The sequence below is a fragment of the Desulfobotulus sapovorans DSM 2055 genome, from assembly GCF_059569355.1.
This window is the reverse complement of sequence record NZ_JCANVJ010000036.1, coordinates 1-21498: the sequence shown is the minus strand read 5'-3', so window position 1 is coordinate 21498 and position 21498 is coordinate 1. Positions and strand designations below refer to the sequence as shown.

Below are 21498 nucleotides of genomic sequence, written 5' to 3'. Positions count from 1 at the left end.
TCCAGCATGAGGATAAGGGGTTTTTCCAGTACCTGACACCAGCGGGTGAGGAGTTCCGCCAGAGCACCCCGCATCCCCCTCTGGTTCCGGACGTCTTCCAGCATGGCAGCGGGGCGCTCATCTCCAAGATAGACCGATGCGGCAGAAGCCAGTGCGCCGATCACCTCATTTATGCCCGCCTCCACATCTCCCCGTGCGGCCTGGGCTCCCTCGATGTTTACATAAAGGGCCGTGAACTGCCCTTCCCGGTTGAGGGTATGCATCATGGCGATGAGGCTTGAGGTCTTGCCGGTCTGCCTCGGGGCGTGGAGGATGAAGTAGCGCTTGTTCCGGATGAATTCCTGGATTTCCTCCCAGTCCATGCGGTTCAGAGGATCAATGTGGTAGTGGTCTTCCGGAATCACCGGGCCTGCGACGTTGAAAAATTTGGGCATGGGCAAGCTTCCTTCCTGTATCAGGCTTCGTTTACTTCCGGAGTAACAGGGCTGCTGTCGATGAAAGTCTGGGATTGAAGCCTCTGGGTATGCCGCGGATTTCTTTTGCAGCCAGTCTTGCCGGGGCTTTTTTTATTTCATGGAGACTATAACAGCAAGGCAGAGATGGAGAAAGGAAAGACGTCTTCCATGAAAATCAGGCCCTTTGAAGATGGGAGAAACGGTGCTTTTTTTCAGCCCCACAACCTGTTTTTTTCAGAAAGCCTTCTGGTCTGGCGGGATACAACGGGTGGGACATCCGGAAGGAGGAAAGGAAGCTTTCCCCTGCGGTAAGGTTTTCTTTTGTGTCATGGAGCATTGTGCACCAGCCACCATTTTCAGAAAAACCCGCCAGACCCTCCCCCTGAAAGTGTCGTCAATCCTCCCTCTTTTTCCTCTGAACCCGGAAGCGGGGCAGAAAGGATTCTTTTCTTCCTTTCCGTCCTGCCTTCCGGACTCCCCGAATCCACAGTGAACTTTGTTCAAAAAAAGTATTGACTTTCCCCTTTGGGGGAAGGGTTAGGATTCAGACAGCAAACAAAGACATTTTTCACGAACGGGTCAGCGGGGAAAGGATGGCACAGAGATGCGGTACTACGGAGAAGAGGCCTTAGGGCTTATTGAAACGGTGGGGATGGTTCCGGCCATCAACGGAGCGGACAGAATGCTGAAGGCGGCCAATGTCCAGCTTATTGCCTACGAAAACGTGGGTTCCACCCTGGTCACCATCATGGTGAAGGGCGATGTGGCGGCAGTACGGGCTTCGGTGGATGCCGGTGCTGTGGCGGCTGCGGAGATCGGCAAGCTCACCGCCAAAAACGTCATGCCGCGTCCCATCCGGGGCGTGGGGGACATTGTTTCCATTTATGCCGTGGGGGATGAGGACTGTGAGCGGCCCAGAGCCCTCGGCCTCATTGAGACCTTCGGCATTGTTTTTGTGCTGGAAGCCGCAGATGCCATGCAGAAGACGGCGGATGTGGAAGTGATCGGCTTTGAGAACGTGGCCTCCGGTTACATTTCCGTTCTGGTGCAGGGCGATGTGGCGGCCTGCCAGTCTGCGGTGGCGGCGGGGGTCAAGGCTGTGGAGAACATGGGAGCCAGCGTGTACAGCTCCGTTGTGATTCCCACCCCCCATCCGGATCTGGTGAAGATTACGAAGCGTTACACCATCGAGGATTTTCTTTCTTAAACCAGGGGAGAAACCTTCCACCCGGAGCACCCTTTTTCATTCGAAAAGCGGAACATGCCAGCGCACAGGGGAGACCCATCCATGACCATCATCGACAATGACCTGCTCTCCATTCAGAAAGCCCGGATTCTTGCGGAAAATGCCTTTGAGGCCCAGAAGAAGCTGGCCGCCTTTTCCCAGGAAAAGCTGGATGCCATCGTGGACGCTGTGGCCGATGCCCTCATGCCCCATGTGGAAAGCCTTGCCCGTATGTCCCACGAGGAAACGGAGTACGGCTGCTGGGAAGACAAATGTATCAAGAACCGCTTTGTCTGCACCCATGTCCGCCAAAGCCTTGGGGGGATGCGCTGCGTGGGGATTATCGGTGAGGACAGGGAGCGTGGCCTTATGGATGTGGGGGTTCCCGTAGGGGTCATTGTGGCGCTCTGTCCTGCGACCAGCCCCGTGTCCACCACCATCTACAAGACCCTCCTTGCCATCAAGTCCGGAAACGCCCTCATCTTTTCCCCCCATCCCAGGGCTTTTCAGACCATGGCCCGTGTTCTCGATATCATGGTGGAAGCCGCCCAGAGCTGCGGTCTGCCCGAAGGCGCTCTCAGCTACCTCGATACGGTCACCCGCAGCGGTACCTTGGAACTCATGGGCCACAGGGCCACCTCCCTCATCCTGAACACGGGTGTTCCCCGCTTTCTTCACGGCGCCTATGCCGTGGGAAAACCTGTGATCTACGGCGGCATGGGCAACGGCCCGGCCTTCATTGAGCGCACGGCGGATATTGGGCAGGCGGTGAAGGATATTCTTCAGAGCAAGACCTTTGACCATGGCATCGTGTCCTCTGCGGAACAGTCCATTGTGGTGGAATCCTGCATTGCAGGGGAGGTGAAACGCACCCTGCAACAGAACGGGGCCTACTTCATGTCCGAAGAGGAATCCGGCCGCTTTGCCGCCCTCTTTTTCTGTCCGGACGGAAGACCCAACCCCAGAATGGTGGGGCTTTCCGCAAAAATCCTGGCCCAGAGGGCGGGCTTTGCTGTGCCTCATGATGTGCGGGTGCTGGTTTCCGAACGCAGATATGTGTCCGAGACCGATCCCTATACCCGGGAAATGTGCTGTCCGGTTCTGGCCTTCTATGTGGAGGACGACTGGCTGCACGCCTGCGAGAAATGCATTGAACTGCTGCTTACGGAAAGAAACGGCCACACCCTGGTGATCCATTCCAGGGATGAGGCGGTGATCCGGCAGTTCGCCCTGAAAAAACCCGTGGGCCGGATGCTGGTCAACACCCCCGCCACCTTTGGGGGCATGGGGCTGACCACCCATCTTTTTCCCGCCATGACTCTTGGCAGCGGGTCTGCGGGGGAGGGCATCACTTCGGACAACGTTTCCCCCATGAACCTTATCTATATCCGGAAGGTGGGATACGGAATGCGCTCCGGGGAGGCGGCAAGGGACGCGCTCTGTAAAAGAGAAGGGGCCTTCCCGGAAACGGCCCGTACAAGAGAAGACCGTAGCGTCAAAAACATCGATACCCTGCACCGTATTTTGAAAGAGGCCATCCAGGTGCTGGATCGCCCGTAAAGATGGCCTGGTGAAGATTATCCGTAAAAGGGAGGTAAGAGCTGTGGATCTGCATGAATTTTCAAACAAGCTTGCGGAAGCAACAAAAGGTCTGAGTCCGGAGGAACGTGCCTCCCTGAAAAAGCTTTTTGAGGGGCTTTCCACCGAGATCACAAAGAGCGCACCGGATGCCTGTGTAACGGCTGGCGTATACGGTACGGGCATCCCAGACGGCCCCACGGAGCGTCATGTCAGGCTCAAGGACAAGTTTCTGACCCATGTTCCCAGCATCACCACCCACAGGGCGCGGGCCATCACCAAGATCGCAAAAGAAAATCCCGGCATGCCCAAGATCGTGCTGCGCGGCAAGAGCTTCAAATACTGCTGCGAGACGGCCCCTCTGGTCATCCAGGATCATGAGCTGATCGTGGGTGCTCCCAACGGTGCTCCCAGGGCCGGTGCCTTTTCTCCGGACATCGCCTGGCGCTGGGTGGAGGCGGAGATCGACACCATCGGCACCCGTTCCCAGGATCCTTTCTATATTTCCGATGAAGACAAGAAGATTATGCGGGAGGAGATTTTTCCCTTCTGGCAGGGGAAATCCGTAGATGAGTACTGCGAGGGTCAGTACCGGGAAGCGGGCCTCTGGGAGCTTTCCGCCCTCTCCTTTGTATCGGACTGCTCCTACCACGCGGTGAACGGCGGCGGCGACTCCAACCCCGGCTACGATGTCATCCTGATGAAAAAGGGGATGCTTGATATCCAGAACGAGGCCAAAGCCCACCTTGAAAAGCTGGACTACGAAAACCCTGAGGATATTGACAGGATTTACTTCTATAAATCCGTCATCGACACCACCGAAGGGGTGATGATCTACGCCAAAAGAATGTCCCGGTATGCGGCGGAGCTGGCGGAAAAGGAGACCAACCCCAGGCGCAAGGCGGAGCTTTTAAAGATTTCCGAGGTCAACGCACGGGTTCCCGCCCACGCGCCCAGCACCTTCTGGGAGGCCATTCAGGCGGTCTGGACCATCGAGTCCCTCCTGGTGGTGGAGGAAAACCAGACGGGCATGTCCATCGGCCGCGTGGATCAGTACATGTATCCCTTCTTCCGTGCGGACATGGATTATGGCCGCCTGACGGAATACGAGGCCTTTGACCTTGCGGGCTGTATGCTCATCAAGATGTCCGAGATGATGTGGATTACCAGTGAGGGGGCTTCCAAATTTTTTGCGGGCTACCAGCCCTTTGTCAACATGTGCGTGGGCGGTGTGACCCGGGATGGACGGGATGCCACCAACGACCTTACCTACCTGCTCATGGATGCGGTGCGTCATGTGCGGATTTATCAGCCCTCCCTGGCCACCCGCGTTCATAACAAGTCTCCCCAGAAGTATCTGAAAAAGATTGTGGATGTCATCCGTTCCGGTATGGGCTTTCCTGCCGTGCACTTTGACGATACCCACATCAAGATGATGCTGGCCAAGGGTGTTTCCATTGAGGATGCCAGGGACTACTGCCTCATGGGCTGCGTGGAACCCCAGAAGTCCGGCCGCCTCTACCAGTGGACCTCCACGGCCTATACCCAGTGGCCCATCTGCATTGAGCTGGTGCTGAACCGGGGAATTCCCCTTTCCTACGGCAAACAGGTCTGCCCGGACATGGGCGATCTTTCCTCCTTTGACACCTATGAGAAGTTCGAAGCCGCCGTCAAGGAGCAGATCAGATACATCACCAAATGGTCCAGTGTGGCCACGGTGATCTCCCAGCGGGTGCATCGGGATTATGCGCCCAAGCCCCTCATGTCCATCATGTACGAAGGCTGCATGGAGTCCGGCAAGGACGTTGCCGCAGGTGGAGCCATGTACAATTTCGGGCCCGGTGTGGTCTGGAGCGGCCTTGCCACCTACGGTGACTCCATGGCGGCCATCAAAAAGCTGGTCTATGACGACAAAAAATACACCCTGGCCCAGCTGAACGAGGCCCTGAAGGCGGATTTTGCCGGATACGATCAGATCAAGGCCGACTGCCTTGCTGCCCCCAAGTACGGCAATGACGATGACTATGCCGATCTCATTGTGGCGGATCTGGTGCATTTCACGGAAACGGAACATCGCAAATTCAAGACCCTGTATTCCGTTCTCAGCCACGGTACCCTGTCCATTTCCAACAACACCCCCTTTGGTCAGCTTCTCGGAGCGTCGGCCAACGGACGCAGGGCCTGGCAGCCCCTTTCCGACGGCATCAGCCCCACCCAGGGGGCGGACTACAAGGGGCCGACGGCCATCATCAAGTCCGTTTCCAAGATGGCCAACGACAACATGAACATCGGCATGGTGCACAACTTTAAAATCATGGGCGGTCTTCTGGATACGCCGGAAGGGGAAAACGGTCTTATTTCCCTGATCCGTACCGCCTGCATGCTGGGCAACGGCGAGATGCAGTTCAACTATCTCGATAACGAGGTGCTGCGGGATGCCCAGAAGCATCCGGAAAAGTACCGGGGTCTTGTGGTGCGTGTTGCGGGGTACAGCGCCTTCTTTGTGGAGCTGTGCAAGGATGTGCAGGATGAGATCATCAGCAGAACCATGCTGCATTCGTTTTAAATTTCTCCACAGAAGAGAGCAGAAGGACTTCCGGGGCGTACCGGGGAACCATGAACAGCACAGGCGGGGCCATGATGGAAAGAAAAGCGCTGATTTTCAACATACAGAAATACAACATGTATGACGGGCCGGGCGTGAGAACCATTGTGTTCTTCAAGGGCTGCCCCCTGCGCTGCAAATGGTGCTCCAACCCCGAGAGCCAGAGGCGGTCTTACCAGATCCTTCTGAAAAAGGATGTCTGTGTACACTGCGGAGCCTGTGTTCCCGTCTGTCCCGCAGGCATTCACCGCATGTCTCCCGCAAACCGCCATGAGGTGGCAAGGGACATTGAGTGCATCGGCTGCCGCAAATGTGAGGAGGTCTGCCCCGTTGACGCCCTTTCCATGGTGGGGGAGTTCAGAACCATCTCCGAGCTGATGGAAGTTATTGAAGAGGACAGGCCCTTTTACGAGATGTCCGGCGGCGGGGTGACCCTGGGAGGCGGAGAAGTCCTGATGCAGCCGGAAGCGGCGGCCAACCTTCTTATGGTGTGCAGGCAGCGGGGCATTCATACGGCCATCGAAACCTGCGGCTACGCAAGGCCCGAGGCCCTGATGAAGGTGGCGGAGTTCACGGATCTTTTTCTCTTTGATGTGAAGCACATGAACTCCGACCGCCACTATGCCCTGACCGGGGTGCGCAATGAAACCATCCTGAAGAACCTGAAAACGCTTCTGGAGAACCGCTTCAACGTGCAGATCCGGGTACCGCTTTTAAAGAACGTGAACGACAGCGAGTATGAGATCTATCAGCTCATCCGTTTTCTGACACCTTACAGGGAGTACAGGAACTTCAAGGGGATTGACCTGCTTCCCTACCACAAGCTGGGGGTGAACAAATACAGCCAGCTTGGCAGGGACTATCCCATTGAGGGCGATCCCAGCCTCAGCGAGGCGGATCTCGACCGCATTGAAAACGGTATCCGGAAATACCAGTTCCCCGTTTCCGTCATCCGGCACTGATCAGAGGGGAAGGGCGGCTGAAGCTTAGGGAATTTCCTGAAACAGAAATACCTTATGTCACCCTCTCCCCCTGGGAGAGGGCCGGGGTGAGGGATCAGATTCCGGGTAATTTCAATTCTGTAAATGGCCCCAAAGCCACCGTTTCCGGACAAGGGAAGGAGTGAAGCATGACCGCACTGGGATTCATCGAAACCAAAGGACTGCTGGCCGCCATTGAGGGGGCGGATGCCATGCTGAAGGCGGCAGATGTTGTTCTTCTGGAGAAGAACCTTGCGGGCGGCGGCCTTGTGACCATCTCTGTTGCAGGCGGGGTGGCGGCGGTGAAGGCTTCCGTGGATGCGGGCGTTGCGGCCATCCACCGCATTCCGGGCAGCATTCTTGTCTCCAGCCATGTCATTGCCCGTCCCGATGCGGAGCTTGAACGCATTCTTGCCGTCCGGGTTCCGGTTTCAAGCTCTTTTGGGGATGGAGATGTGGATGCTGTTCCTCAGGGGACTGCGCTTCAGCCGGAGCCGGGAAATGCTGCGGAAGAGGGTGCTGCCACCGGGGAAGAAGGGGATTCTGAGGAAAGGGCCTCTGCCCCTGAATCCGGGGAAGAGAGTGTTTCCGGACTCAGCGAAGCGGGTGGGCCAACAGGGAACCCCCGTTATGAAACAGCACAGTTGAAGAGGATGAACGTGAGCAAACTGCGGCAGCTTGCCCGCACCTTCAGGGGTTACCCCATGGTTCGGGAAGAGATTGAGCTTGCTCGTAAAAAAGAGCTGATCGAAGCATTTATCCATGCTTACAGCCGGGAAGAGGAGTAGCGCTATGGTAGATAGAGATCTGTTATCCATTCAGGAGGCCCGCGCTCTGGTGTGTGCGGCAAGAAAGGCCCAGGAGGGGTTTTCCCTTCTCGGTCAGGAAAAGGTGGATGCCATTGTGAAGGCCATCGCCGAGGCCGCCGCAGCCCATGCGGAACCCCTGGCGGTTCTGGCCGTTGAAGAAACGGGCTTTGGCAGGGTTGCGGACAAGAAGGCCAAAAACCTGCTGGCCAGCGAGAAGCTCCTGGCGGCCATTCAGGACATGAAGACCATTGGCGTGCTCTGCGATGACAAGGTGAAAAAGATCGTGGAGATTGCCACACCCATGGGCGTGATTGCGGGGATCATTCCTTCCACCAATCCTACGTCCACCACCATTTATAAGTCCATGATCGCCCTGAAATCCGGGAACGCCATTGTGTTCACCCCCCATCCCAGCGCCAAAAAGTGCATCGGGAAAACCGTGGAGATCATCCGGGGAGTTTTGAAAAACTGCGGGGTGTGCGAGGATCTGGTCAGCGTGATGCATGTTCCCTCCATTGAGGGCAGCGCCGAGCTGATGAAGATCGTGGATCTCATCCTGGCCACCGGCGGCCCCGGCATGGTCAAGGCCGCCTACAGCTCCGGAACCCCGGCTCTGGGCGTGGGTGCCGGAAACGTACCCGCCTTTATCGAGAGAAGTGCGGACATCGAGGACGCCGTATCCAAGATTTTTGCCAGCAAGACCTTTGACAACGGCACGGTCTGTGCGTCCGAGCAGTCCATTGTCACCGAGTCCGTGATCGCGGACAAGGTGAGGGCCTCCCTGGTCGCCCACGGCGCGTATTTCCTTGAAGGCGAAAAGCTTGAAAAGGTGAAAAGGGTCATGGAGCGGCCCGACGGAAGCATGAGCCCGGCCATTGTGGGACGGGATGCGGCCTACATCGCCCGTGCGGCGGGCATCGAGGTGCCTTCCGGCACCCGGCTGCTGGTTTCCGACGAAAAGGGGATTGGTCCGAGGTATCCCTTCTCCAAGGAAAAGCTCACCGCCTTGCTTGGCTTCTATGTGGTGGAGGACTGGAAGGAAGCCTGCGAGGTCTGCCATGCCCTGCTGAAAAACGGCGGCATCGGCCACTCCCTGGCTATCCACTCCCGGAATGAGGATGTGATCCGGGAATTCGGCCTGAAAAAACCCGTGTCCCGCCTTCTGGTGAACACCCCCTCCACCCAGGGCGCTGTGGGCATCACCACCAACCTCTTTCCCTCCTTCACCTTAGGCTGCGGCACGGTGGGGGGAAGTGCCACTTCCGACAACGTAACCCCCATGAACCTGCTCAACGTCCGGCGGGTGGCCTACGATCTTGGGAACATGGCCTGCTGTGAGGCCCCTGTCGCCCCGCCGTCCTGCGGTACCCAGAACATTGATATTCAGGCCGTAACGGCCCTGATTATTGAACAGCTCAAAAAAATGGCCTGATTATCCAGACACTTTGAAGTACCATAAAAAAACACCATAAAGGAGAAAGACATGTCCTCTCAGAACGCACTCGGAATGATTGAAACCAAGGGTCTTGTGGGCGCCATTGAAGCAGCGGACGCCATGGTAAAGGCAGCCAATGTTACCCTCATCGGCCGTACCCAGGTGGGCGCAGGCCTTGTAACGGTAATGGTGCGCGGGGATGTGGGTGCGGTCAAGGCCGCAACGGATGCCGGTGCCGCCGCAGCGGATCGCGTGGGCGAGCTGGTCAGCGTTCATGTGATCCCCCGTCCCCACAGTGAAGTGGAAATGATTCTTCCCAAAATCGAGGGGTAATACGCCATGAAAGTCATTACGGAATCCTTTCTGAGAACACGTTTCAGAAAAGAGATCCCCGAGACTTTCAGGGTGGAGGCGGGTCAGATCCTGACCCCCTCCGCCGCCCAGCTCCTTTCCGAAAAAGGGGTGAAAATCGTCAGGGATGAGGCCAGTGAAGGGGGAGATGTTCCGGAAACGGTCACGGCCTCCCCATGCGCCCCGGCCCCGAAATATGTACTGGCTGGAGGCGGTGGGATGTTTGAAACCAAGCCGGAGCACATGACCCAGCTTCAGGGCAACCGTCTGGTACCCAAGGATCACCCGAGGATTGTCCTTCGGGGAAAACTTGACAGCCTGCAATCCCAGATTCTTCTGGCCCAGATGCGTTTTCATGAGAAGGGCCTTAAGAAACTGGTTCAGGATCTGGGGGAGGTGCTGGATCTGACAAGGCTGATCCTGCGGGCGGAAGTGCTGGATGAGGTCTTGTGCGAACGCCGCCTCATGGGCCTTGGGGATGGGGAACTTCGGGAACAGTCCCACAATCCGAAGAAGTATTTTGATACGGAACATCTCCTCCCGAGCTTTGATATGGGCGAGGTGCTGCTCACCCTCAACGGACTGAGAACCTTTGTCCGGGAAGTGGAAGTTCTGGCGGTGAGTGCTTTCAGAACGGATTTTGAGCTTGAAAAACCGGAGATCATTCAGGCCCTGAACCGGATGAGCAGTGCGCTGTACATCATGATGCTCAGGGAAAAAACCGGTAAATATCGATAAAGGAAGTATGCGATGAACCAGAACTCCACCAATGAGACCCATATATATAAGGATGCCATGGATGAGGCCGCTGTGCGGAAGATCCTGGAAGCGGTTATCGCAAAGGTGATGACAGGGTGTGACGGGCAGGGGAGTCCTGAGGCCAAGGCGGTTTCTCAAGCCCCGGATGCGGAAGAGGGGATTCCCGTGGAGCTTTCCGCACGCCATGCCCACTTAAGTGAAAAGGATGCCCTTTTGCTTTTCGGCGGCCCTTTGACGAAGGTGCGGGAGCTTTCCCAGCCGGGGCAGTTCCTCTGCAAGGAAAGGGTGCGGCTCATCGGCCCTAAGGGCGTGATCGACAATGTGGCGGTTCTCGGGCCTTCCCGTGGCAGCTCCCAGGTGGAGGTCTCCATGACCGATGCCCGCAGCCTCGGGGTGGAGGCAGCGGTGCGTCAGTCCGGCGATGTGGCGGGAACTCCCGGCATCATCCTGGCCTCCCAGAGTGGGGTTGTGGGGCTTGAAGAAGGGCTGATTGTGGCCGGTCGTCACATCCACATGACACCCGCAGATGCGGCGCGTTTCGGCCTTTCCGACAAGGATCGGGTCAGTGTGCGGCTCAACAGTGAAAGACCTGTTATATTTGAGGATGTGCTGGTGCGGGTGAATGAGAACTTCAGCCTTGCCATGCACATTGATCTGGACGAGGGCAACGGTTGCGGCTGGAATAAAAACGTTACTGCAAAAATCGTATCCATTCAAAAAGCATAGAAGCAAGGGAGAGCGTGCCCATGGATTTTACGGCCATAGACCAGAAAATCAGCGCCCTTGAACGCTGCATAGAGACAACGGTTCCCGTGTCTGCGAATGAGCCTCTGCTCGTGGGCGTGGATCTGGGCACGGCCTATATTGTTGTGGTGGTGCTGAACAGCAGAAAAGAGCCCGTTGCCTGTGCCATGGAGTTCGCCCAGGTCATCAAGGACGGCCTTGTGGTGGATTATATCGGAGCCACCCGCATTGTACGAAAACTCGTTGCCCGGCTGGAGGAAAGGCTGGGCCGCACCCTGGAACGGGCCGCCATTGCCGTGCCTCCGGGTACGGGGGAAAAGGACAGCAAGACCCACCAGTATGTGGTGGAAGGGGCAGGGCTGGAAGTGACCACCATTCTGGATGAACCCACGGCGGCCAATGCGGTGCTGGGGATTTCCAGCGGGGTGATCGTGGACATCGGCGGCGGCACCACGGGCCTTTCCATTCTGGAGGAGGGCAAGGTGGTGTATGTGGCGGACGAGGCCACGGGCGGCACCCACCTGACCCTGGTGCTGGCGGGCAATCACCGCATCTCCTTTGAGGAGGCCGAGGTGATGAAAAAGGAAAAAGGGCGGGAGACCGAGATCCTCTCCGTGGTGCGTCCCGTGATTCAGAAGATGGCCTCCATCGTGAAAAGCCACATTGCGGGGCGGGAGGTTGCGGCCATCTACCTTGTGGGCGGCACCTGCTGTTTGAAGGACATGGAAAAGGTGATTGAAAAGGAAACGGGCAGACCGGTGTACAAACCGGCCAATCCCTTTCTCGTGACCCCCCTGGGCATTGCCATGAACTGTGGCAGGCAGGAGACCCCATGGAGCTGAAGGCATCGGATACAAACGGGCAGGATCTGACAGCGATGGTGCAGGCCATTGCCGCAGAGGTGTTACGGCAGCTCCGTCAGGATACGGCGGAAAAACCCCAGGTGCGGGTTCTGGCAAAACGGGAAGCGGGCCTTGCCGAAAAGGTGCAGAGCCTTCTGGAGATGGAAGCGGATCTGGTTTTTTCAGGGGAAGCGCTTCAGGCACAGAAGCCCCAGCGTTATATTCTTCCCTTTCTTTCCTGCACGGCCATGGCGGATCTTGCCGCAGGCAGAAGTGCCGAAAACAGCAGGGATGGGCTGAGCCTGGGCGAGGTGCTGCCCCTTCTTCTTCAGGGGCAGGGGGTGGAGGTGCTGGAATTTGAGTACAGGGCTTACGCGGACACCGCACCGGCCCCCCTTTACGCTCTTTATGCGGGTCTGGAAAAGACGCTTGCCTCTTTCGGGCTGAAGGAAGTGAGCCGTAAAAAGCCGGATACGCTCAAAATGACAAAAAATCTGATCACGGAACAGGATGTGCTTCAGGCGAAAAATGAGGGTGCATCGTTTTTGTGGATTCCCATGGGGGCAAAGGTCACTCCCCTTGCTGAAGAGTCCGCAAGGAATCTCAATGTGAAGATTGTGAAGCGTTAGGGGGATTTCCTGCAATGGCAATTCCTTAGGTCTCCCTCTCCCCCTGGGAGAGGGCCGGGGTGAGGGATTAACGGGTATGGTCAAGAAGCAGCCTGAGGGGACGGTGAAGCGATGATCATCGGCAGAGTGATCGGCAATGTATGGGCCACGCGGAAAGAGGACAGCCTCAACGGGCTGAAGCTCATGGTGGTGCGGCGGCTGGATGCGGGGCTTTCCGGGCCTCAGGAGAGCTTTGTGGCCGTGGACTGTCTGGGGGCGGGGATTGGCGAGCGGGTGCTGGTGGTGACGGGCAGCTCTGCGCGAAAGGCCCTGCACAATCAGGAAGCCCCTGTGGATGCCGCCATTGTGGGCATTATTGATGAAGTGGAAATCCGGCCGGAGGTCTAGGATGGATACACTGGGCATCGTGGAAGCAAGGAGCATTGCCGCCGGTGTGGCACTGGCGGACGCCATGATGAAGGCGGCGGATGTGGAGCTGATCCGGGCGACCACCATCTGTTCCGGCCGGTACATGGTTTATGTGGCGGGCGAACGCGATGCTGTGGCAACTTCCGTGAAGCTTGCGGAAGCTTCGGGCCGGAGCCTTGCCGGAAGTTTTATCCTCTCCAGTGTGTCGCCCGAGGTGGTGGCCGTACTGAAAAGGGGAAGTGCGGCGGAAGCGGGGCAGGCGATCGCCGTGATCGAGAGCCGCAACGTCTCTTCCGGAGTGGCCGCTGCGGATCAGGCCGTAAAACGATCCGCCATCCATCTTCTGCGTCTTGTCACGGGGCAGGGGATCAACGGGAAATCATATTTTGTCATCAGCGGGGATGTGGCCTCCGTGGAAGAAGCCACGGAAACCGCAAAATCCGCTCTGGGAAAAAACCTTGTGGAGGCCGTTGTCATCCCCAACCCCGATGCCTCGGTGGTGAAGGCCTTAACCAGCGCAATGAGGTAAAAAAATGGGAAAAATACTGGTCACTGTCAAAAATCTTGCAGACCACATCTGCCATGCGGATGGAAAGCTGTACATGGATGGCAGCCTCATCCTTACGGCGGGTGCCAGAGACGAGCTGAAAACCTTAGGGATTACCGTGGTGTATGGCAAAAGGCCCGAGCCTGCGGTCTGTCCTCCGGGCTGTACCTGCCCGGCCTGCATCAAGGCGGCTCAGGCACCGGAACCACAGGTACCGGAAGCCCCTGTAAGGGCCTGTCCTCCGGGATGCACCTGTCCTGCCTGTACACGGGCGGCCCAGACCTGCGAGGCAACGGCTTTCGAGACCCTGATCCTTGCCATCGCCGGGATTCTGAAAAGTCAGTATGGCATCACCGATCCTGCCCAGCTCATGGGCATCAGCAGTCAGGTGGTGAAAACCATCCGGGAAAACATTTAAGGCCTGAAGACCGGGGCCTGTTTATTCATCAGACGGATGTCAATACCCTTCAGCTATCGTTCCCATGCTCCAGCGTGGGAACGCACTACCGGGCGCTCCTGCGCCCAGGGCCAGTATCCTCGGGAATTCCTTCTCTGGAAACTGGATATTGACGAAGCGCCGGGACGATCCAGACCAAAACATGGAGCGTATCCGGTTTCTGGACGCCCTACAGGCTTTTGGGTCATGGCAGTGTTCCGGTACTCAAGACGCTGGAGCGTCTTCAGATGCATTCCCACGCTGGAGCGTGGGAACGATGGGTTCAATGCTGCATGGGGAAAATCTGCGACTGCATGGCTGAGCCAGAGTTGTACTCAGAAACATTTAAGGCCTGAAGACCCGGGCCTGTTTATTCATCAAAAACAAAGGGAGGATTGAGCGATGAAAGCACTGGGAATGATCGAAACCAAGGGGCTTGTGGGTGCGGTTGAAGCGGCGGATGCCATGGTGAAAGCCGCCAATGTGGAGCTGATTGGCCGTGAGCAGGTGGGCAGCGGTCTTGTGACCGTGATGGTGCGCGGGGACGTGGGCGCTGTCAAGGCCGCAACGGACGCAGGAGCCGCCGCAGCGGAGCGCGTGGGAGAGCTTGTCAGCGTGCATGTGATTCCCCGTCCCCACAGCGAGGTGGAAAGAATTCTGCCCAAAGGCTTTTCCAAATAGGAAAGGGCTTTTTTGCAGACGGATCTCAATTCTTTATTGTTTACCGGGAGGGTTCGGGGGTGACACAGTTTAACGGAAGAACCAAAATCTGTTACGGGTCGGATGCCATTGAAACCCTCGAACACCTGACGGCCACACGGGCTTTCATTGTCACCGATCCATTCATGGTCAAGGTGGGGTTTGCGGAAAGAATCCAGAGTCACCTCGACCGGGCGGGGATTTCCCATGAGGTATTTGACGGGGTGGAGCCGGACCCTTCTCTGGAAACCGTGACCCGTGGAACCCTTCTCCTCATGCGCAGCGGAGCAGACCTTGTGATCGCCCTTGGCGGCGGATCGGCCATTGACGCAGCCAAGGCCATGCTCTTTTTTGCCCACAAGGCCTGTGAGGAAAGGAAAAAGCCCATGCTGCTGGCCATTCCCACCACCAGCGGCACAGGTTCCGAGGTGACGGCCATCTCCGTGGTGACGGATCAGGTGAACGGGGTGAAGGTGCCTTTGAACGATGAACTGCTCATTCCGGACATGGCCATTCTGGATGCCCGTTTCACCCGGACGGTGCCGCCTTCGGTCACCGCCGTGACGGGCATGGATGTCCTGACCCATGCCATTGAGGCCTACACCTCCCGTCAGGCCAGCGCCTTTACCACCATCTATTCGGAATATGCCATCCGCTATGTTTTTAAATATCTTTTCCGGGCCTATCAGTGCGGGGATGACATGGAAGCCCGGGAAATGATGCTTCTGGCCTCCTGTATGGCAGGGATGGCCTTCAACAACAGCGGTCTTGGGATCACCCACAGCATGGCCCACAGTCTGGGAGGGCTTTTCCATATTCCCCATGGCAAGGCCAATGCGGTGCTTCTCCCCTGTGTGATCCGCTTCAACAGTTTTGATGTGGGGGTCCGGTACCGGGAGATTGCGGACATGCTGGGCCTTGCGGCCCATACGGTGGAGGAAGGGACGGCGGCTCTTATTGCGGCCATCCGGGGCATGAACGAGGCCATGGGCATTCCCAACAGAATCCGGGATCTCGGTATTGAGGAGGCCCTTTTCCGGGAGCATCTGGACACCATGGCCAGCCATGCCCTGGAAGATGCCTGTACAAAGGGCAATCCCAGGCTGCCCTCCCACGGGGATATCCGGGCGCTTCTGGAGCGGGCCTGGTAGAAAAAAGGGGCAGGGGAGAGCGATCCGGCTGGAGCGTCCGGAGCCTTGACGGAGGACAGAGGGAAATGACATGGGAGAACAGGCCATGGGAGAAACGCTGATGCGAGAACAGATTGTTGAAAAAATAAAAAATGCGGGCGTGGTGGGTGCTGGCGGTGCCGGGTTTCCCACCCACGTCAAGGTGAATGCGGATGTGGACACGGTGCTGGTGAACGGCGCTTCCTGCGAGCCTCTGCTCATGACGGACCCCTTCCTCATGGAAGAGGAAATCGATACCATGGTTCGGGGGCTGGAAGCGGTTCTCGACAGCACGGGTGCGAAAAAGGGGATCATCTGCCTTAAGGGCAAACATGCAAAGGCCATGGCTTCGGTGAAGGCCGCCGTGGGCCGGGATACAACGGGCAGACTTGCCGCCTTTGAGCTGAAGGATTTCTACCCCGCAGGGGATGAGCAGATTCTCGTGCGGGAGGTTCTGGGCAGAACCGTGCCTGAGGGCGGCATCCCCCTTCAGGTGGGGGTGGTGGTCAGCAATGTGGAATCCCTCTACAATGTGGCCCTGGCCATGGAAGACAGGCCCCTTGTGGATCGCTATGTGACCGTGACCGGTGAGGTGAAGCGTCCCATGGTGGTGAAGGTACCCGTGGGAAGCCTTGTTTCGGATGTCATCGCCTTTGCGGGAGGCCCTGTCATTTCCGATTTCAGGGTGGTGGATGGCGGCCCCATGATGGGCCGGGTGCTGCCGGACATGGATCAGCCCGTCACCAAGACCACCAGCGGACTCATTGTCCTGCCCCCGGATCACACGGTGGTGGCGAGAAAGGTCATGGATCCTGAGCGGGTGCGGAAAATCACCACCAGCATCTGCTGCCAGTGTTCCCAGTGTACGGATCTCTGTCCGCGCAATCTTCTGGGCCATTCCCTTCATCCCCATAAACTCATGCGGGTGCTGGCTTCCGGCGAGCTGGATACTGCCGTGGCCCGCGAGGCCCTGCTCTGTTCCGAGTGCGGCATCTGCGAGAAGTTCGCCTGCCCCATGATGGTTTCTCCGCGGGAAGTGAACGCCCAGATCAAAAAGGCCCTGATGAAGGAAGGTATCCGCTGGCAGGCTTCGGGAAGGGAACCCGTGGCCCATCCCTTCCGGGAAAGCCGGTACGTGCCCACCAAACGTCTGATGCAGCGGCTCAATGTGACGCAGTACGATACCCATCCCGGCCTTGCGGAGGGGTTTCTTCCTTCCCTTGTGAAACTTCCCCTGCGTCAGCATATCGGCGCGCCAGCGCAGTGTCTTGTGTCCGCAGGCGACCGGGTGAAGCGGGGGGATCTCATCGGCGAAATTCCGGAAAAGGCCCTGGGGGCCAGGGTGCACGCCAGCATCGACGGCGTGGTCACGGCCATCACCGACGGCATGGTCACCATCCGGGCCTAATCTAAAAAAAGGATGAAGACAATGAACTTGAGAACCATAGGTTGTGTGGAACTGAACAGTATCGCCATGGGGATGCATACCGCCGATGAGATGGTGAAGGCCGCTGAGGTGAAGCTTGTTCTGGCCCGTCCCACCTGTCCGGGCCGTTACCTGATTATGGTGGCGGGGGACACCGGGGCCGTGAAAAGTTCCGTGGAAACGGGCCGGGAGATTGGCGGAGAGATGATCATCGACTGGTTTGTCCTTCCCAATGTCCACAGCGGCGTGATTCCGGCCCTCAACGGAACCGGGCTGCGGGCTTCCATCGACGCTCTGGGCGTCATCGAAACCTTTACCACGGCCTCCTGCATTCTGGCCGCCGATGCCGCAGCCAAGGCAGGGCAGGTGGATCTTCTGGAAATACGTTTTGCAGCAGGACTTGCGGGGAAATCCTTCGTAACCATGACCGGAGACGTGGGCTCCGTGAAGTCTTCGGTTGCGGCAGGGGTGGCCGGTGTGGGCGATTCCGGCCCCGTTTACAGCCATGTGGTCATTCCTTCCCCCAGTACGGAACTGAAGGCCCATCTGCTGTAAGGGAACGAAGGCTAAGGGGCTGGGCTTCAGCCCTCCCTTTTTCCTGGGGAAGAACAGGCGCGTGATGATTTTTCAGCTCTTCCGCTCTCCGGGAGAGGGAAAAAGGGCGAGAGGCTGCCCTTCAGTTCTCCCTCTCCCTCCGGGAGAGGGCCGGGGTGAGGGCTGACAATACGGGCAGGAGGAAAAAAATGGTGATGGTCAGTGAACCCAAACAGCGGGTCATTCAGGAATATGTTCCGGGAAAACAGGTGACGCTGGCCCATGTGATCGCAAGCCCCCAGAAGAGCATCTACCTGAAGCTCGGTCTTGACGATGAAGCCGGGGATGCCATCGGCATTCTCACCATCACCCCCAGCGAGGGCGTTATCATCGCAGCGGACATTGCCACCAAGGCCGCTTCCGTGGACATCGGTTTTCTCGACCGCTTTGGCGGCTCCCTTGTGATCGTGGGGGATGTGGCCAGTGTGGAGGCAGCTTTACGGGCTGTTCTCCGGTATTTTGACGAAGTGCTGCACTACGCGTCCGTTGACATGACACGTTCATAAAAAAAAAGGGGGGAAAGCCATGCAGAAGGCCCTGAAAAGAGTGCTTCTCATCGGTGAAAACGGCGTGGGCAAGACCGCCCTCATCGAAGCCCTCTCGGGCCTGCGTCCCGCCACCCGCAGGCCCATGGCCCTTGAATTCTGCGGCCCCTTCATCAACACGCCGGGCGAGTTTTTGGAAAACCGGCGCTTCTATCCCGCCATCATCACCACCTCCGCAGACTGCGACATGGTTCTTATGATTCAGGATGCCACCCGCATCAGCAGCCTCTTTCCGCCCCAGTTTGCCACCCTCTTCACCCGCAGGGTGCTGGGCGTGATCTCAAGGGCCGAAGCCCCTGAAAAACAGGTGGAAAGGGCGAAACGCTTTCTTCAGAATGCCGGAGCCAAAGAAATTGTGTGCTGGAATACGGAAACGGGGGAGGGGCTTGATGCACTTAAATCTTTGATTTTTTAAAAGTTCATTTTTTTAAGCTTTTGTGGGGAGAAGAATAATGGAGAAAGAAAAGAGCGCAGAACTTCCGGAGCGGATTCAGATCCTTAAAAAAAACTACCTTGGCGCAAAGCCCTGCATCACCCTGCACAGGGCACTGGCCTATACGGAAGTGTACAGAGAATTTCCGGATCTTCCCAGAAATCTCCTTCGTGCAAAGGGCTTCCGAAGGGCCTGCGAGACGGCTCCGATTTTGATTCAGGAACATGAACTCATTGTCGGCCATCCCAGCGGTAAACCCAGAGCCGGGGCCTTTTCTCCGGATATCGCCTGGAAATGGGTACGGGATGAGCTGGATACCATCGGAACAAGACCCCAGGACCCCTATGTCATCCATGAAGAAGATAAAAAGATTATGCGGGAGGTGCTTTTTCCTTTCTGGGAGGGGAAATCTTTGGATGAGGCCTGCGAGAAGCGTTTCCGGGAAGAAGGCCTCTGGGAGTTTTCAGCTAAGGCCTGCGTCAGTGATCTGACCTATCATCATACAAGCGGCGGCGGGGACACCAGCCCCGGTTTTGACATTCTTCTTTTTAAAAAAGGCATCCTGGGCATCAGAGCCGAGGCCCTTGCCCACCTTGAAGGGCTTTCTTCTGAAAAAGAGGAAGACAGGGAAAGGATTTTCTTTTATCAGGCAGCCCTTGAAACCTGTGAAGGCATTCTTGCCTATGCAAAGAGAATGGCAGATCATGCCCGTGCCCTTGCAGGCAGGGAAAAGGACGGGAGAAGAAGGGCTGAGCTTGAGAAAATAGCAGCGGTCAATGCCCGTGTTCCCGCCCATCCTCCTGAGACCTTCCACGAAGCGCTTCAGGCCATATGGACCATTCAGTCCCTTTTCATGCTGGAAGAAAATCAGTGCAGCACATCCCTTGGGCGTTTTGATCAGTATGTCTATCCCTGTTTTGAAAGGGACATGCGCACAGGCATCATGGATGAGGCCGCAGCCTTTGAGCTCATGGCCTGCTTTATCTTGAAATGTTCCGAAGTGGTCTGGTACACGCCGGGCGGTACGGCCAAATATTTTGCAGGGTATATGCCCTTCATCAACCTCTGCGTCGGTGGTCTGCAAAGAAAGGGCGGTGACGGCACCAATGCCCTGACCTATCTTGTGATGGATGCCGTTGCAAAGGTGGGGGTGTATCAGCCTTCCCTTGCATGCAGGATTCACAACCAGTCTCCGGGGGCATACCTTGAAAAGATCGTTGATGTCATTAAAGCGGGTGGGGGGATGCCAGCCTGTCATTTTGATGATGCACATATCCGGATGATGCTCCGCAAGGGCTTTGATTTTGATGATGCCAGGGATTACAGCCTCATGGGGTGTGTGGAACCCCAGAAATCGGGCAGGATTCACCAGTGGACAGCGGGGGGCTTCACCCAGTGGCCCATTGCCATTGAATTTGTTTTCAACAGAGGAATTTTAAAATCATACGGCAGTCAGCAGGGGCTGGATACGGGCAGTCTGGATGATTTGGATTCCTATGAGAGATTCGAAGGTGCCGTCAAAGCCCAGATCGATCATATCATTGATCTTACGGCGAGGGGGACGGTCATCAATCAGGAGCTTGTGCGGGATATGACGCCCACACCCTACATGTCTCTTTTTATGGATGGATGCATGGAAAAGGGCAGGGATCTTACGGCAGGAGGTGCTGTTTTATACGATGGTCCCGGTACCATTTTTGCGGGGCTTGGCACCTTTGCGGACAGCATGGCGGCCATCCGGAAGCTTGTTTTTGATGACAAAAAGTACACCCTGCAGGAAATAAAAGAAGCCATGGATGCCGACTGGCAGGGCTATGGGCAGATCAGAAAAGACTGCCTTAATGCACCGAAATACGGAAATGATGATGGATATGCTGACGAGATTGCAGCGGACATCATTGATTATACGGAAAAAAAGCTTAACGGGAAGAAAAGCCTCTATGCGAGAATGATCCACGGTACCCTGTCCCAGTCTTTTAACACGCCTCTGGGGGAGATGATCGCCGCCACACCGAATGGTCGCATGGCAGGAGCCCCTTTATCCGACGGTATGAGCCCTTCCCAGGGTGCGGATAAAAAGGGACCGACGGCCATCATCAAGTCCGTGTCCCGGCTGAATGTGGAGTCCATGAGCCTTGGCATGGCACATAATTTTAAGCTCATGAACGGAACGCTGGATACCCCTGAGGGCAGACGGGGCCTGATCAGCCTTTTGAAAACCGCATCCGTTCTTGGAAATGGCCAGATGCAGTTTAATTATCATGACAATGAAACCCTGAGAAAAGCCCAGGAAAATCCCGAAGAGTACAGGGATCTGATTGTGAGGGTGGCGGGGTACTGTGCCAATTTTGTGGAGCTTTGCAGAGAGGTTCAGGATGAAATCATAAGCAGGACTGTTCTGGATGCATAGACTCGGCTTTACGGATCGTTCTCCACTGTTTTGACGAAGTGCTGCACTACGAGAACGGTGTGAGACCGTCCTCATGTAAGCCCCTGACTCATCTTCTACAGTTGGGAAGCCTTTTTTGTTCAAAATGCCTGTAATTACTATGTCGCATCTTGTAAAAACCCCAAAAGGTGGTGCCACAGAATTGGAATTTAATATTGTTTTTAAAGAAACTATAGTATAAAAATAAGGTGCCCTTACTGGAGGGGGTGCCATGTTTGCCAGAATCAAAAAATCAGGTCGGTATGAGTATCTTCAAATTGTCGAAAATAAAAAGATTGAAGGTAAAACTCGACAGCGTGTCATTGCTACCATAGGCCGTATGGATGAAATCAAAGAGAAGGATCAGCTTGAACCTCTGATTCGATCCCTTTCCAGATTTT

23 protein-coding genes are annotated in these 21498 nt (G+C 56.6%); 22 read left to right on the top strand and 1 reads right to left on the bottom strand.

Annotated features, from left to right (window positions below; genetic code table 11):
* A partial coding sequence (locus tag BR04_RS16230; RefSeq protein WP_496357071.1) for a hypothetical protein occupies positions 1-434 on the bottom strand: 434 nt, incomplete at its 3' end.
* A gap of 625 nt (positions 435-1059) precedes the next feature.
* Between BR04_RS16230 and BR04_RS16225 the strand changes: the two genes are divergently transcribed.
* The 22 genes from BR04_RS16225 to BR04_RS16120 form a co-directional block, all read left to right on the top strand.
* Positions 1060-1662 carry a BMC-T shell protein gene (locus BR04_RS16225; protein WP_496357070.1) on the top strand — a complete coding sequence of 201 codons (603 nt, stop codon included), beginning with the start codon at positions 1060-1062 and terminating at the stop codon, positions 1660-1662.
* 81 nt (positions 1663-1743) lie between these two features.
* The gene (locus BR04_RS16220) at positions 1744-3240 is read left to right on the top strand and encodes an aldehyde dehydrogenase family protein (protein ID WP_496357069.1); all 1497 of its coding nucleotides are present in this window, start codon (positions 1744-1746) and stop codon (positions 3238-3240) included.
* 43 nt (positions 3241-3283) lie between these two features.
* Positions 3284-5824 carry a choline trimethylamine-lyase gene (gene cutC, locus BR04_RS16215; RefSeq protein WP_496357068.1) on the top strand — a complete coding sequence of 847 codons (2541 nt, stop codon included), beginning with the start codon at positions 3284-3286 and terminating at the stop codon, positions 5822-5824.
* Between the two features lie 71 nt (positions 5825-5895).
* Positions 5896-6825 (top strand): choline TMA-lyase-activating enzyme, encoded by a 930-nt coding sequence (gene cutD, locus BR04_RS16210; protein WP_496357067.1) that lies wholly within the window; start codon positions 5896-5898, stop codon positions 6823-6825.
* Positions 6826-6992: 167 nt separating this feature from the next.
* Positions 6993-7631: a BMC domain-containing protein gene (locus BR04_RS16205; protein WP_496357066.1), complete on the top strand. Its 639-nt coding sequence runs from the start codon at positions 6993-6995 to the stop codon at positions 7629-7631.
* Positions 7632-7635: 4 nt separating this feature from the next.
* The gene (locus BR04_RS16200) at positions 7636-9084 is read left to right on the top strand and encodes an acetaldehyde dehydrogenase (acetylating) (RefSeq protein WP_496357065.1); all 1449 of its coding nucleotides are present in this window, start codon (positions 7636-7638) and stop codon (positions 9082-9084) included.
* A 51-nt stretch (positions 9085-9135) separates the two neighbouring features.
* Complete coding sequence (locus BR04_RS16195) at positions 9136-9420, top strand: BMC domain-containing protein (protein WP_496357064.1); 285 nt, start codon at positions 9136-9138, stop codon at positions 9418-9420.
* Between the two features lie 6 nt (positions 9421-9426).
* Positions 9427-10176: a cobalamin adenosyltransferase family protein gene (locus tag BR04_RS16190; RefSeq protein ID WP_496357063.1), complete on the top strand. Its 750-nt coding sequence runs from the start codon at positions 9427-9429 to the stop codon at positions 10174-10176.
* 12 nt (positions 10177-10188) lie between these two features.
* Complete coding sequence (locus BR04_RS16185; protein ID WP_496357062.1) at positions 10189-10923, top strand: phosphate propanoyltransferase; 735 nt, start codon at positions 10189-10191, stop codon at positions 10921-10923.
* Positions 10924-10943: 20 nt separating this feature from the next.
* Positions 10944-11783, top strand: coding sequence for an ethanolamine utilization protein EutJ (gene eutJ, locus BR04_RS16180; RefSeq protein WP_496357061.1), 840 nt, complete (start codon positions 10944-10946; stop codon positions 11781-11783).
* On the top strand, positions 11774-12412 hold the full coding sequence (locus BR04_RS16175; protein WP_496357060.1) for a hypothetical protein: 639 nt from the start codon (positions 11774-11776) through the stop codon (positions 12410-12412). The genes eutJ and BR04_RS16175 overlap by 10 nt, the downstream gene beginning before the upstream one ends.
* A gap of 111 nt (positions 12413-12523) precedes the next feature.
* Positions 12524-12799 carry a EutN/CcmL family microcompartment protein gene (locus BR04_RS16170; protein WP_496357059.1) on the top strand — a complete coding sequence of 92 codons (276 nt, stop codon included), beginning with the start codon at positions 12524-12526 and terminating at the stop codon, positions 12797-12799.
* A gap of 1 nt (position 12800) precedes the next feature.
* Positions 12801-13349, top strand: a complete 549-nt coding sequence (locus tag BR04_RS16165) for a BMC domain-containing protein (RefSeq protein WP_496357058.1) — start codon at positions 12801-12803, stop codon at positions 13347-13349.
* Positions 13350-13353: 4 nt separating this feature from the next.
* Entirely contained in the window at positions 13354-13785 is a 432-nt protein-coding gene (locus BR04_RS16160; RefSeq protein WP_496357057.1) for a hypothetical protein, read from the top strand.
* A 420-nt stretch (positions 13786-14205) separates the two neighbouring features.
* On the top strand, positions 14206-14484 hold the full coding sequence (eutM, locus tag BR04_RS16155; protein WP_496357056.1) for an ethanolamine utilization microcompartment protein EutM: 279 nt from the start codon (positions 14206-14208) through the stop codon (positions 14482-14484).
* A gap of 59 nt (positions 14485-14543) precedes the next feature.
* On the top strand, positions 14544-15653 hold the full coding sequence (locus BR04_RS16150; RefSeq protein WP_496357055.1) for a 1-propanol dehydrogenase PduQ: 1110 nt from the start codon (positions 14544-14546) through the stop codon (positions 15651-15653).
* A 70-nt stretch (positions 15654-15723) separates the two neighbouring features.
* The gene (locus tag BR04_RS16145; protein WP_496357054.1) at positions 15724-17079 is read left to right on the top strand and encodes a 4Fe-4S dicluster domain-containing protein; all 1356 of its coding nucleotides are present in this window, start codon (positions 15724-15726) and stop codon (positions 17077-17079) included.
* A 21-nt stretch (positions 17080-17100) separates the two neighbouring features.
* Positions 17101-17652: a BMC domain-containing protein gene (locus BR04_RS16140; RefSeq protein WP_496357053.1), complete on the top strand. Its 552-nt coding sequence runs from the start codon at positions 17101-17103 to the stop codon at positions 17650-17652.
* 188 nt (positions 17653-17840) lie between these two features.
* The gene (locus tag BR04_RS16135; protein ID WP_496357052.1) at positions 17841-18197 is read left to right on the top strand and encodes a BMC domain-containing protein; all 357 of its coding nucleotides are present in this window, start codon (positions 17841-17843) and stop codon (positions 18195-18197) included.
* A gap of 19 nt (positions 18198-18216) precedes the next feature.
* Complete coding sequence (locus BR04_RS16130; protein ID WP_496357051.1) at positions 18217-18651, top strand: EutP/PduV family microcompartment system protein; 435 nt, start codon at positions 18217-18219, stop codon at positions 18649-18651.
* Between the two features lie 37 nt (positions 18652-18688).
* Positions 18689-21079 (top strand): choline trimethylamine-lyase, encoded by a 2391-nt coding sequence (cutC, locus tag BR04_RS16125; protein ID WP_496357050.1) that lies wholly within the window; start codon positions 18689-18691, stop codon positions 21077-21079.
* A gap of 250 nt (positions 21080-21329) precedes the next feature.
* The coding region (locus BR04_RS16120) for an IS1634 family transposase N-terminal domain-related protein (protein ID WP_496357072.1) at positions 21330-21498 on the top strand (169 nt) is incomplete at its 3' end.

Bases quoted from the DNA above. Each gene is read 5' to 3' on its own strand.
- BR04_RS16165 (WP_496357058.1), top strand. From the start codon at position 12,801: ATGGATACACTGGGCATCGTGGAAGCAAGGAGCATTGCCGCCGGTGTG.
- BR04_RS16170 (WP_496357059.1), top strand. From the start codon at position 12,524: ATGATCATCGGCAGAGTGATCGGCAATGTATGGGCCACGCGGAAAGAG.
- cutC (WP_496357050.1), top strand. From the start codon at position 18,689: ATGGAGAAAGAAAAGAGCGCAGAACTTCCGGAGCGGATTCAGATCCTT.
- BR04_RS16135 (WP_496357052.1), top strand. From the start codon at position 17,841: ATGGTGATGGTCAGTGAACCCAAACAGCGGGTCATTCAGGAATATGTT.
- BR04_RS16185 (WP_496357062.1), top strand. From the start codon at position 10,189: ATGAACCAGAACTCCACCAATGAGACCCATATATATAAGGATGCCATG.
- BR04_RS16140 (WP_496357053.1), top strand. From the start codon at position 17,101: ATGAACTTGAGAACCATAGGTTGTGTGGAACTGAACAGTATCGCCATG.
- BR04_RS16220 (WP_496357069.1), top strand. From the start codon at position 1,744: ATGACCATCATCGACAATGACCTGCTCTCCATTCAGAAAGCCCGGATT.
- eutM (WP_496357056.1), top strand. From the start codon at position 14,206: ATGAAAGCACTGGGAATGATCGAAACCAAGGGGCTTGTGGGTGCGGTT.
- BR04_RS16160 (WP_496357057.1), top strand. From the start codon at position 13,354: ATGGGAAAAATACTGGTCACTGTCAAAAATCTTGCAGACCACATCTGC.
- eutJ (WP_496357061.1), top strand. From the start codon at position 10,944: ATGGATTTTACGGCCATAGACCAGAAAATCAGCGCCCTTGAACGCTGC.
- BR04_RS16225 (WP_496357070.1), top strand. From the start codon at position 1,060: ATGCGGTACTACGGAGAAGAGGCCTTAGGGCTTATTGAAACGGTGGGG.
- BR04_RS16200 (WP_496357065.1), top strand. From the start codon at position 7,636: ATGGTAGATAGAGATCTGTTATCCATTCAGGAGGCCCGCGCTCTGGTG.
- BR04_RS16175 (WP_496357060.1), top strand. From the start codon at position 11,774: ATGGAGCTGAAGGCATCGGATACAAACGGGCAGGATCTGACAGCGATG.
- BR04_RS16190 (WP_496357063.1), top strand. From the start codon at position 9,427: ATGAAAGTCATTACGGAATCCTTTCTGAGAACACGTTTCAGAAAAGAG.
- BR04_RS16145 (WP_496357054.1), top strand. From the start codon at position 15,724: ATGGGAGAACAGGCCATGGGAGAAACGCTGATGCGAGAACAGATTGTT.
- BR04_RS16205 (WP_496357066.1), top strand. From the start codon at position 6,993: ATGACCGCACTGGGATTCATCGAAACCAAAGGACTGCTGGCCGCCATT.
- BR04_RS16195 (WP_496357064.1), top strand. From the start codon at position 9,136: ATGTCCTCTCAGAACGCACTCGGAATGATTGAAACCAAGGGTCTTGTG.
- BR04_RS16130 (WP_496357051.1), top strand. From the start codon at position 18,217: ATGCAGAAGGCCCTGAAAAGAGTGCTTCTCATCGGTGAAAACGGCGTG.
- cutD (WP_496357067.1), top strand. From the start codon at position 5,896: ATGATGGAAAGAAAAGCGCTGATTTTCAACATACAGAAATACAACATG.